Here is an 11300-nt window from a genome sequence, read left to right as displayed (position 1 = left end):
TTGAGGGAGATGCGGTCGAGGTGGGAGCAACTGTCTTTAGAAATTTATTTTCAAGCATTTGGTTTCAGGCTCGGAAATATCTTACGACGCCTCAGTTCGGTGCGGGTTGAAAACGGCAAGGCCTGGCCCTCATGGTCCAACCACCGATTCAGGCGAGCTTTTCCTTCACCGTGAAATCCACTTCCAGATCGGCATTGGCCAGCAGATTTACCAAGGCATCCAGGGAAAACTTGTCAATCTTCCCATTCAACAGCTCACTCAAGCGCGGTTGAGTGACATGTAGCCGACGCGCCGCATCCTTCTGAGGTAGATCCCAGGCACGCACCGTCTTGACCAAAATCCGCATCAGCTGCGAGCGCAGCCGAAGGTTGTCTGCCTCCTCTGGCGTATCAGCCAGCGCGTCCCATACAGATGCCGAGCGTTCATTCGCCATGGTTGATCACCTCTCAGTCCAGCGACCTGAATCGGGCTTTCGCCACCCAGCGGAAATATTTGATTTCAGATGTGGAAGACCATTCAGGCTAAAAGATGAGGCCGCATAGCGGCCCCAAGCGCTTGAAGGCTATTGAAGAACCTTGCTCATTCCTCGCTCCATATCATCAATCAGCGCCTTGGCCATCTCACTGAGTATCCGCGCAGCACTACCAGCAATACGGTCATTTTCCATTTCCGCTTCGGTGGTCAGGTGGCGGATACAGCCGAGCAACACCGATAACTGAGAAAAGGCATGGTTGAACGGCACATTGGGCTGCAGGCGGAACAAGTCGAAGGTTTCCACTCCTGCGGTTGCAGAGTCTCTGGGGTCATTGCTCATCGGGTCGCTCCTTGATCGTGGCGGGTTGCATGGGTGCGGTCGCACACGGCATTGATCAGGCGGCAGAGCAATCGAATATTCATGCCCATGGCATTGCGCATGTCGCCGGGAGGGTTGTCGAGCAGGACTGTGGTGGTGTGGTCGATGGTCAGGGTGATGGCGCTGATCAGCTCTTCGCAGTCTTTGGGGCTGAGTGGATCGATTAGTGAGAGTGCGGGAGGGTCGAGCAGAAGCAGATTGGTAACTGGTGGATCGGGGACGAGCTTGTTCATAATTGCATTCCCTGTGAATAACTATGAACTGCAATCCTCTTCGTCTCACGGAATTGGGTGGCAGTCGTGCGAGGGGTGAGACCCCGGCTCACAGGAAAACCCGACCAGGCGAAAGCCTGCCCGCGCACGACCACCATTAAGCGGTGCGTTCTGTGAGTCCGGGGGTCTCAATCCCGATCGCCTTGCGAGGCGACCCCGCGACAGTATTCCGGGAACACTTTCCAGCCAAGACAGCACCTTCCGACAGGTGCTGTAGGATAATTCGACAGGGCGTCCGAACTGAAGCATTTGGTTTCTGGTTCGGAAATGTCTTACAGCTCTAGAGCCTAGGCGAGGGCTTTGCCCTCGATCGCCAACAAGCCAGCTCCCACAGGGTATGCACCAACTTCGAGGCATGCACAAGCCGGCTACCACAGGTGCACCACAGGCCTCAAAAGCGGTGGAGTACCTGTGGGAGCTGGCTTGCCGGCGATTGGGCCTCAAGGCTTGGCGGTGTCCTTCCACCCCCCACCCAACGCCAGGAACACACCAATCTGCCCCTGAGCCACCTGACTATTGGCCGCTGCCAACTGCGCGCGCATGTCGGTGTAGGTGCGCGTCGCCTGCAGGTCGGCCAGGAACGATTCACGCCCCGCCTGGTAATACCGGTGCGTCTGGTCCGCCGCTTCCTTGGCCGACTTCTCCGCCTCGGCCAGCGCGTCACGCCGGTCCAGCAGGGCGCTGTACTGCGCCAGGCGGGTCTGGGCCTCGCGAATGGCGTTCAGCACCACCCCATCAAAATTCGCCAGGGCTGCCTGGGTCGAGGCTTCGGCCATGCGAATGCGGGCACGGGTGCCGTTGGTGGGAATGGTCCAGCTGATCTGCGGGCCAAAGCCCCAGCGGTTGGTCGCCGGCTCGCCAAGGTTTTCGAGGATACCAATGGTGCCAACCTGGGCGCCGATGCTGATGTCGGGGTACAGGGCGCCGATGGCCACGCCGATGTAGGCAGTGGCAGCGGCCAGCTGCCGTTCGGCCTGGCGCACGTCTGGACGGCGCTTGAGCAACGCCGCGCCATCGCCCACCGGCACCAGCTGGTTCAGGTGCGGCAGCTCGGCACAATCGGCAGTGCCGGCAGGCAGCTGATCAACCGGTTTTGCCAACAAGGCAGCCAGTGTGTACATACCGGTCTCGCGCTCCGCCTTGAAGCGTGGCAGTTCGGCGCGCAAGGATTTGAACTGGGTCTGCGAGCGGGTGACCTGGGTTTCGTCGCCACGCCCGGCATCACGCAGGCGCTGGTTGAGCTTCACGCTCTGCTCCTGCAGGTCGAGCGACTCGCGGGCAATGTGGTATTCCTCGTTGGCCGAGCACACCTGGGTGTAGGCCTTGACCACATCCGCCACCAGGGTGATGCGGGCGGTATCGGCGGCGGCCTGCACTGCGTCGGCATTGGCCTTGGCCGCCTCGGTGCCACGCTTGAAAGTACCCCACAGGTCGAACTGGTACGAGGCACTGATGATGGCCTCGCCGATGTTGGCCACCGGCACTTTCTCTGGCAGCAGGAAGGCCTCGCCCGATTCCTGCAGGCGCTGGGCGCCAAGTTTGACGCCGCCGTTGAAGCCACCTTGCGACTCAGCCACTTCGACCTGGGCGCGCGCCTTGGCAATGTTGGCGGCAGCCACGCGCAGGTCGGTGTTGGCACTCAGGGCCTGGCGCACCAGCTCGTTCAGCCGTTGATCCTGATACAGCTGCCACCAGTCCTCAGGCACCGGTGCCGATACCACGCTGTCGGCATCCTGGCGCAGCGGGCCGTTGAGCTCGCTGCGTTGCACCGCCGCGTCCTTCGGCACCTCATAGTCGGGGCCGACCATCATGCAGGCCCCCAACGACAGGCACAGCCCCGCCAGGATCAGCTGTTTCATGGGCGCTGGCCCTCGATGATCGACACCGTGGCGGTTCGCCCGGCAATCATGCGGAAGTCTTGCGGCACTTCATCAAAGGCGATGCGCACCGGAATACGCTGGGCCAGGCGCACCCAGCTGAATGCCGGGTTGACGTTGGGCAACAGGTTGGCACCACTGCTGCGGTCGCGGTCTTCGATGCCGGCGGCAAAGCTTTGCACATGGCCACGCAGGCGGGTGTTGTCGCCCATGACGCGAATGTCCACAGCATCGCCGATGTGGATACCGCCAAGCTTGGTTTCCTCGAAGTAGCCATCGACGTGGTACGAGGCGCTGTCGACCACCGACAGCACCGGGCGGCCGGCGGTGACGAATTCGTGATTACGCGGTGCTCGGTCGTTCAGGTAACCGTCCACCGGGCTGCGCACCACCGAGCGGTCGAGGTTGAGCTGGGCGGTATCGACGGCCACCTGTGCTTCGCTGACGGCCGAACGGGCACGGGCCTCGCGGGACTGGCTTTCTTCCACCTGTTCGGCGGCCACCAGATTGCCAAGCTTGCGGTTGCGCTGCGCTTCGCGGGTGGCCTGGGCCAGGGTTTCCTGGCGTTCACCCAGGGTCGCCTTGGCGTGGCGCAGGGCCAGGGTGAAGCGGTCCTGATCGATGGTGAACAGCACATCGCCGCGCTTGACGGTCTGGTTATCACGCACCTCGACCTTCTGGATCAGCCCGGATACGTCCGGAGCAATCTGGATCACGTCGGCGCGGATGTGACCGTCGCGGGTCCAGGGGGCGAACATGTAGTACACCACCATCTGCCACACGAGCACGGCGGCGAAGGTCACTACCAGCAAGGTCAGGACCACGCGGCCCAAGGTCAGCAAAGGTTTTTTCATGGCAGCATCAGGTTTCGGCAAAAGTGGTCCACCGCACCAAGCAGCACGGCATACAGGGCAACGTTGAACAACGCCCGGTGCCAGACCAGGCGGTAGAAATGCAGGCGCACCAGCACCGCGTGCACCCCGAGGAACAGCAGGTAGGTGCCAAACATCATCACCAGCAGCGTGGGCAGGAATACCCCGCTGATATCCAGTTCACCAATCACAGGGGTGCTCCGTCGAGGCCGGGGGGCAGTTGCGGTTGTTCGGCTGGCTCGAGCATCACCTCCACGCCCGGCAGCAGTGCCAGGCGCAGGCCGCTCAGTGCGTGCAGCAGGTGGGTGCGGGCATCGCCGCGCTCGTACAGCTCATCCAGGTTCAGCGCCAGGCGCGCGCGCTCCATGTTGCGCAGCAGCGCGGCCGGGGCGTGCAGGCGCTCGCCGGCGCGCAGGCAGGCAGCGTAGTGCGCGCCGACTTCCTCGACTACCGTGTTCAGCCGCTCACGAGCCTGCTGCCCGGCACGCGGCATGTAGGCCAGCAGGTCGAGCAGGTTCAACCCCACCCGCAGGTCGCGCAGTGCCACGCCGCTGTCCTGCCCGGTTTGCGACAAGCGCGGCAGGTGCTGCATCAGGCGGTCGAGCATCTGCACACCGACCTGGCGGTGCTCGGCCAGGGTGGCCGGCTCGGTCATTTCAACGATGTCGCGCCAGGCGAAGCGGGTCATGCGCTTTGCCGCCAGCTCCACGCCGAACGGGCGCATCACCAAGGTCCAGATGAAGGCGAACAGCAGCCCCACGGGGCCGGCGAGGTTGGAATTGAGGAAAGTGAAGAAGTCAGCATCGTAGGCGCCCTGGATGCTGATGAAGGTCGAGGTGTTGACGATGGTCAGCAAGGTACCCAGGTAGAAACGCGGCTGCACGGTCAGGGTGCCAACGCAGATGAACGGCACGGCAAAGGCCAGCACCAGCATCGGGAAATCGTGCAGGTTGGGCAGTACCAGGAACAGGTAAAGGCTGGAGAAGATGACCGACATCAGCGTCCAGAAGAAGAACCTGTAGATCTGCGGCGCCGGGTCGTCCATGGCGGCGAAGAAGCTGCACGACACGGCGGCGAGGATCACTGCGCTGGCGCCGTCGTTCCAGCCCAGGCCAATCCACAGGCCGCAGGCGACAACGATCGCCAGTACGGTTGAGGCCACCGAATACAGCATCAGGCCACGGTCGAAGAACGCCGTCAGGCGGCCCAGGCGCCAGTGGCGGTACACCGCGCGCCAGTGTTTGGAATCGTCGCTGCGCAGGGCATGCTGCAGGCTGCAGCAGTCCTGCCACAGGTCGGCCCATTCGGTCAGGCGGTACAGAGCGTTGGACAGTAGCAATTCGGCGCGCTGGTCGAGGGCAGCGGCGCCCGGCTGCAGGCGCTCGATCTGTTCGTGCAGGGCGGTCCAGCGGGCGACCGAGGCGCTGTCGACGGTGCCCTTGAGCCATTCGCGGGCGGCATCGAGCAACGGTTGCAACTGGGCGAACTGTGCCGGGGCGCGGCCTTCGAGGGCGACCAGGGCGTCGTCGAGGGCATCGATCACGGGCAGCAGGTGGATCATGCGCCCGCGCAACTCGCGGGCATTCTCCAGGGTGTGCGGACCGGCGCCTTCATGCCCGAGCTGGCCGATCATCAGCTCCAGCGAGTTGAAGGTGGCAACCATCGCCCCGCGCATGCCGCCAACCTGGTCTGCGCTGGCTTGGCGGGCCAGGTAGGTGTCGCTATAGCGGATCGCCTCGGTGAACCAGCTACCAGTGGCACCGACTACAACCGGCGTCAGCCGGCGTGGCCAGAAGATCGCCCCGACCACCGCCGCACACACGATCCCCAGGCAGATTTCCTGGGCGCGGGAGGACGCCACGTCGAACACAGCAAGCGGGTTGTCGACCACCGCCAGGGCAATCATCGGCAAGGTGTAGCCGGCCAGCATCAGCACATAGTTGTTGGCGGTGCGCAGGTTCAGCGAAAGAAACAGCAAGGTGCCGGTCCACAGGGCGATGGCGATGCTCAGCAGCAACGGCGACTGCACCAGCGGTGGTACCAGGAAAATCGCCCCGCCAGCGCCGAGCAGCGTGCCCACGGCACGGTACAGGGCCTTGGAGCTGGTGGGGCCAAGGAACGGGCTGGAGACGATGTACACCGTGGCCATGGCCCAATAGGGGCGCGGCAACTGCATGAGCAGGGCGATGTACAGGGCGATCATGGAGGCGGCAAAGGTACGCACGCCATAGAACCAGTCGCGGGCCGGGGGCACCGAGCTGAAGAAACCGTTCATGCTGCCCCGCCTGTGTTGCCCAGGCCGGCGGCTTCGAAGGCACGCAGCACGCGCAAGGCGGCTTCCAGGTCGGCCTGGTCGATGCCATGCAGCACCTCGCGGCGCAGGCGCACCAGCTCGGCTTCGATAGACTCGGCCAGGGTGCGGCCTTCGGCGGTCAGGCTCAGGGCCTTGGCGCGGCGGTCCAACGGGTCTTCGCTGCGACATACCAGGCCAGCCTTGCACAGTTGGTCGAGCAGGCGCACCAGCGACGGGCTTTCCAGGCCAGCGGCCTGGGCCACGGCCACCTGATGCACGCCGTCACCCAGGCGCACGATCATCAGCAACGGCGCGGCGCAGGCCTCGGAAATGCCGTAACCGGTCAGGGCGGTATGGCAGATGCGCCGCCAATGGCGCGCGGCAACCACCATGCCACTACTGACTTGCAGGCGCAGGAGATCAAGGGACATGACAGGAACCAAGGATATTCATAGTTTGCTAACTATCAATATACGCCTGTGCCTCCCCCTGTCGTCAACCGGGGGGATGGATGAATTGTTGTTCATGCTGGGGCTTCTGGCCTGCCTGTGCCGGCCTCTTCGCGGGTAAACCCGCTCCCACAGGTGCTGCATAGGATTCAAGCCATGCGCGGTACCGTGGGAGCGGGTTTACCCGCGAAGAGGCCCGGACAGGCAACAGAGCATTCAGGGCTGTATCTGGTCTTCCAGCTTCATGGTCAAGGCCAATGTACTGCCCATCTGCACCGCCCGGTCACGCCACTCCTGGTAGCGGCCCTCGTCACGGCTGCTGAAGTGTACCGCCAGCTCTTCGGCCGCCTGCACCACCCCCGCAGCTGCCGCCAGTTCCAGCCAGTACAGTGCGGCCTTGAGATCAGCCTCCACGTACAGCCCGTGCATCAACCGGTAGCCCACCTCGAAACGGCAGCGTGCCTCGCCCTGCTCGGCCCCGCGCAGGAACCACTGGTACGCCTGTACAAGATCTACCTGCCACTGCAGGCTGCCATCGCACACTTCTTCCTCGTACAGGTCACCCAGGGCAGCAGCGGCATGCAGCATGCCCCGCTCGAAAGCCTGCCGGTAGCACTCCGCCGCCTGCACGTAAGAGGGTTCGATACCTTTGCCAAAGTAATTTTGCTGCCCAAGGTTGAACCACGCCGCGGCATTGCCTTGCAGGGCCGCCATGCGCAACAGGTGGCCGGCCAACACGGTGTCAGCACGCCAGTATTTGCCGTTGAGCCAGATCCAGCCAAGGTCGTTGAGCGCCGCCACGCTGCCTTGCAAGGCCTGGCGGCGCAGGTCGATGTATACCGCCTGCAAGTCGCTGGCTTCGTCCAGGCGGCTGACCAGCAGCGAGCGCTGGCTGGGCAAACCTATCCCGGCAAACAGTCGCTGCCGCCTCCCGACAGCGGCCGGTGGGGCAATGACCCGCTCGGGCAGAAGGCGGGCAAGCAGCGAATGGATATTGCTGGCAGCAGACATGTTCATCCTCATTGAACGGCACACAACCCCAACCTTCGGCTGTGATGAGGCGTGATTCTGCGTGACGTAACGTCAAAACCTGTCGCGAACGATTCGGCACCAGGCAACCAAATGCGACTTCCTTGATCTGAGCAAGCTGTGGCCAATTGCCATGCCCCACGCCTGCCGCCATCCTATTGCGGCAAGCCTAGACAAGGACGTTATCTTTTGCCGTTCGCCACCACTCGCGCCACCCTCAGCCGGCAGTGGGCGCTGCTGCGCCTGCTGCCCAGCCGTTCTCCAGGCATCACCAGCGCCGAGCTGGTCTGGCGCCTGCGTGACGTGGGCTTCACTGTCAGCAAACGCACTGTCGAGCGCGATCTCAATGAGCTGTCACTGATATTCCCGCTGGAGCGCAATGACAAGAGCATCCCGTTTGGCTGGCATTGGTCGGCGAGCGCAGTGGGCGACTTACGCGGCAACTTCGATTTGTTGACTCACCTGCGCGGTGACGCGCTACAACCGGCTCGGGGTGAAGGGGTGGAGTTGGTGGCGCGGATCAGCGATACGCTGGCACGGCAGTTGCGGGTTGCGCCGTTGAGTAGCGACATGCAGCTGACGGCATTGGAGCACGGTCATCGGTTACAGGCCACCGTGAGTGACGGCTGGCCTTTGCGCTGGTGGCTGTTGAGCCATGGCGATGGGGTGGTGGTGGAGCAGCCTGGTGGCTTGCGGGAGGAAATTGGCAGGATCCTGAGAAATGCGGCGGCGCAGTATCTGAGTTTGTAGCCTGTACCGGCCTCTTCGCGGGTAAACCCGCTCCTACAAGGGTCTGCACCCCTCTGACGGCCGATGGAAATCCTGTGGGAGCGGGTTTACCCGTGAAGAGGCCGGTACAGGTTTACCCGCTAGCGCTGCATACCCCAGCGGCGAACGGTCAACCGCTCCAGCGTGTTGAACACCAGCCCTTCCACCAGCAAGCCGATCAGGATCACCACCGCCAACCCGGCAAACACCTTGTCGGTGTACAGCTCGTTGCGGTTCTGGAAGATGTACCAGCCCAGCCCGCCTTTGCCACTGCTGGCCCCGAACACCAGCTCGGCAGCGATGAGTGTGCGCCAGGCGAACGCCCAGCCGATCTTCAACCCCGACAGGATCGACGGCAGCGCCGCCGGCACCAGGATATGCAGCACCAGCCGCAGCCCCTTCAGGCCGTAGTTGCGTCCCGCCATGCGCAAGGTTTCCGACACGCCGAGAAAACCTGCATAGGTGTTCAGCGCCAGCGCCCACAGCACCGAGTGCACGAGCACGAAGATCAGGCTGTTGTCGCCCAGCCCGAACCACAGCAAGGCCAAGGGCAACAGGGCAATCGCTGGCAATGGGTTGAGCATCGAGGTCAGGGTGCCCAGCAGATCGCGCCCAAGCTGGGTCGACACCGCCAAGCTGGTGAGGCCGAAGGCCAGGATGATCCCCAGTAGGTAACCCTTGAGCAGAATCACCAACGACACGCCAACCTTGGCCGGCAACTCACCGCTGACCAGGCCGTCCCACAGCGCCGTGGCCGTCTGCAGGAAGGTCGGTAGCAGCAGATCGTTGCCCTGGTAGCGGGCAATGGCCTCCCACAGCACGGCGATCACCAGCAGGATGACCGCCTTGCGCAACCAGCCATGCTGCCACAGGCGCTGAGCCAACGGCAGGTTGCGCTCCACAGGCACACTGAGCAAAGGCTCCAGCTGCACCTCGTATTCCTGGCGTACAGGTGTAGTGGTCATGGCTGAAGCTCCTGTCAGTAGGCGATACGGATATCGTTGAAACCAAGATCGTCGGGCTGTTCAGGCGCATCCGCCTCATCGAACAGCAAACGATGGATGCGCCGGGCACTGGCCTGGAAGTCGCTACCACCCAGGCTGCCCAGGTCGTATTGGTGGCTGTGCACTTCGGCCCGCACCCGCCCCGGATGGGGCGACAGCAGCAGAATGCGGTTGCCGACCACCAGAGCCTCTTCGATGGAGTGGGTAACGAACAGCAGGGTAAAACGCACCTCCTCCCACAGCAGCAGCAATTCTTCCTGCATCTTGCGCCGGGTCAGCGCATCAAGTGCCGCGAACGGTTCGTCCATCAGCAGGATCTTCGGCTGCGTGGCCAAGGCACGGGCAATCGCCACGCGCGCCTTCATGCCGCCCGACAGGGTGTGCGGGTAGGCATCGGCGAAAGCGGCCAGGCCGACTTTCTCCAGGTAGTGCAGTGCCCGCTCCTCGGCTTCGGCGCGTTTCAGCTGGCCCGACACCAGCAGCGGGAACATGACGTTCTGCTTCACCGTCTTCCACGGCGGCAGCTGGTCAAACTCCTGGAACACCACGATGCGGTCGGGGCCAGGGCCGCGGACCGGCTGGCCCTGCAGCAGAATTTGCCCGTCCTGGGGCGAGATGAAGCCGGCCACGGCCTTGAGCAAGGTGGACTTGCCGCAACCGGAGGGGCCGAGCAGCACGAAACGGTCGGCACGGTCGACTTCGAAGCTGACCTGGTGGGTGGCCCGCACCACGCGTTGCGCGGTGCGGTATTCGAGGCTGAGGTTATCCACCTTGAGCAAAGGCGGCGTGGCGACACGGCTCAGGTTGCTGGCCGTGTGGCCTGGCAATGGGGCGGTCATGATCGGTCAGCTCCCCTGCAGCGAGCGTTCATCCTGGAAGAAGTAGTCCTTCCACGATTCCGGCCTGTGCTTGATGGCGCCTACCCGATAGAGGAAGTCGGCCAGCTTGTAGGTGTTCTTGGGCGTGACGGTGAACTCGTACTGCGGGTTGTCGATCAGCTTGATCAGCACGTCGCGGTCGATCTTGGCCTTGGTCACGCGGATGTAGGTGTCGGCGGCGGCCGCCTTGTCCTTCTGGGCGAAGTCCGCGGCTTCGGCCAGTGCATCGACGAAGGCCTTGTAGGTTTTGGGGTTGTCCTTGCGGAATTTCTCGGTGGCGAACAGCAAGGTCGGCGAGTTGGGGCCGAGCAGGTCGTAGCTGTTGAGCACCACGTGCACATTCTTGTTGGCCAGCACCTGGTCCTGGAACGGCGGGTTGGAGAAGTGCCCGTTGAGTTCGGTGCCGCCGGCCAGCAGCGCGGCGGTGGCATCCGGGTGCGGCACGGCCAGGGTGTATTTGTCGAGGCGGTTGTATTCCTTGTCGCCCCACTGCTGGGCGGCGGCGTACTGCAGGAAGCGCGACTGCACCGAAACGCCTACCGCCGGTACGGCGATGCGGTCTTTGTCGGAGAGGTCGGCGATGGTCTTCACGTTGGGGTTGCTGCTGACCAGGTAGTACGGGAAGTTGCCCAGCGAGGCCACGGCCTTGACGTTCTGTCGGCCCTTGGTGCGGTCCCACACGGTCAACAGCGGGCCGACGCCGGCGCCGGCGATGTCCACCGAACCGGACAGCAGTGCGTCGTTGATGGCCGAACCACCCGACAGCTGGGCCCAATCAACTTCGATGTCGATGCCCTGCTCCTTGCCATGCTTTTCGATCAGATGCTGGTCACGTACTACGTTCAGCAGCAGGTAGACGATGCCGAACTGCTCGGCAATACGGATCTTGCCTTCTGCTTGCGCCGCGGCGGGGGCCGCCAGGCTGCCTACGACCAGGCTTGCGCCCAGGCCAATGCTTGCCGCCAGGCGGATGATGGATTTACGCATGATGGGTTTCCTCAGTCG

The 11300-nt window shown here is 63.4% G+C and carries 13 protein-coding genes; 1 reads left to right on the top strand and 12 read right to left on the bottom strand.

What is annotated here, in order from left to right; all coding sequences use genetic code 11:
- Window positions 1–148 precede the first annotated feature (148 nt).
- The 9 genes from KDB76_RS01015 to KDB76_RS00975 all read right to left on the bottom strand — a co-directional run bounded on the left by KDB76_RS01015 (window position 149) and on the right by KDB76_RS00975 (window position 7627).
- The gene (locus KDB76_RS01015) at window positions 149–433 is read right to left on the bottom strand and encodes an XRE family transcriptional regulator (RefSeq protein WP_003260206.1); all 285 of its coding nucleotides are present in this window, start codon (window positions 431–433) and stop codon (window positions 149–151) included.
- Between the two features lie 129 nt (window positions 434–562).
- Entirely contained in the window at window positions 563–814 is a 252-nt protein-coding gene (locus tag KDB76_RS01010) for a DUF3077 domain-containing protein (protein ID WP_038408518.1), read from the bottom strand.
- The gene (locus tag KDB76_RS01005) at window positions 811–1086 is read right to left on the bottom strand and encodes a hypothetical protein (protein ID WP_038408517.1); all 276 of its coding nucleotides are present in this window, start codon (window positions 1084–1086) and stop codon (window positions 811–813) included. The genes KDB76_RS01010 and KDB76_RS01005 overlap by 4 nt, the downstream gene beginning before the upstream one ends.
- Before the next feature lie 479 nt (window positions 1087–1565).
- A complete protein-coding gene (locus KDB76_RS01000) occupies window positions 1566–2984 on the bottom strand; it encodes a TolC family protein (RefSeq protein WP_038408515.1) in 1419 nt (472 codons plus the stop codon).
- The gene (locus tag KDB76_RS00995) at window positions 2981–3856 is read right to left on the bottom strand and encodes an HlyD family secretion protein (protein ID WP_038408514.1); all 876 of its coding nucleotides are present in this window, start codon (window positions 3854–3856) and stop codon (window positions 2981–2983) included. Before KDB76_RS00995 ends, KDB76_RS01000 begins: the two co-directional genes overlap by 4 nt.
- The gene (locus KDB76_RS00990; RefSeq protein ID WP_003255905.1) at window positions 3853–4065 is read right to left on the bottom strand and encodes a DUF1656 domain-containing protein; all 213 of its coding nucleotides are present in this window, start codon (window positions 4063–4065) and stop codon (window positions 3853–3855) included. Before KDB76_RS00990 ends, KDB76_RS00995 begins: the two co-directional genes overlap by 4 nt.
- Window positions 4062–6149 (bottom strand): FUSC family protein, encoded by a 2088-nt coding sequence (locus KDB76_RS00985; protein WP_038408512.1) that lies wholly within the window; start codon window positions 6147–6149, stop codon window positions 4062–4064. Before KDB76_RS00985 ends, KDB76_RS00990 begins: the two co-directional genes overlap by 4 nt.
- Window positions 6146–6598 (bottom strand): MarR family transcriptional regulator, encoded by a 453-nt coding sequence (locus KDB76_RS00980; protein WP_025337266.1) that lies wholly within the window; start codon window positions 6596–6598, stop codon window positions 6146–6148. The genes KDB76_RS00985 and KDB76_RS00980 overlap by 4 nt, the downstream gene beginning before the upstream one ends.
- 234 nt (window positions 6599–6832) lie before the next feature.
- Window positions 6833–7627, bottom strand: coding sequence for a tetratricopeptide repeat protein (locus KDB76_RS00975; protein WP_038408511.1), 795 nt, complete (start codon window positions 7625–7627; stop codon window positions 6833–6835).
- A 207-nt stretch (window positions 7628–7834) separates the two neighbouring features.
- Here KDB76_RS00975 and KDB76_RS00970 point away from each other — a divergent pair, with 207 nt between their 5' ends.
- Complete coding sequence (locus KDB76_RS00970) at window positions 7835–8395, top strand: WYL domain-containing protein (RefSeq protein ID WP_038408509.1); 561 nt, start codon at window positions 7835–7837, stop codon at window positions 8393–8395.
- Window positions 8396–8514: 119 nt separating this feature from the next.
- Here KDB76_RS00970 and KDB76_RS00965 read toward each other — a convergent pair whose 3' ends face one another.
- The 3 genes from KDB76_RS00965 to KDB76_RS00955 are packed head-to-tail and all read right to left on the bottom strand — an operon-like array spanning window position 8515 to window position 11282.
- Window positions 8515–9378: an ABC transporter permease gene (locus tag KDB76_RS00965; RefSeq protein WP_038408508.1), complete on the bottom strand. Its 864-nt coding sequence runs from the start codon at window positions 9376–9378 to the stop codon at window positions 8515–8517.
- Between the two features lie 14 nt (window positions 9379–9392).
- Window positions 9393–10256 (bottom strand): ABC transporter ATP-binding protein, encoded by an 864-nt coding sequence (locus KDB76_RS00960; RefSeq protein ID WP_038408507.1) that lies wholly within the window; start codon window positions 10254–10256, stop codon window positions 9393–9395.
- Between the two features lie 6 nt (window positions 10257–10262).
- Window positions 10263–11282, bottom strand: coding sequence for an ABC transporter substrate-binding protein (locus tag KDB76_RS00955; RefSeq protein ID WP_038408505.1), 1020 nt, complete (start codon window positions 11280–11282; stop codon window positions 10263–10265).
- Window positions 11283–11300: the final 18 nt, after the last annotated feature.

The organism is Pseudomonas sp. JS425 (assembly GCF_018223845.1).
Lineage (GTDB): Bacteria > Pseudomonadota > Gammaproteobacteria > Pseudomonadales > Pseudomonadaceae > Aquipseudomonas > Aquipseudomonas asiatica.
Note: the sequence above shows the minus strand (reverse complement) of the source record. Positions and strands in the feature narration are given on the sequence as shown.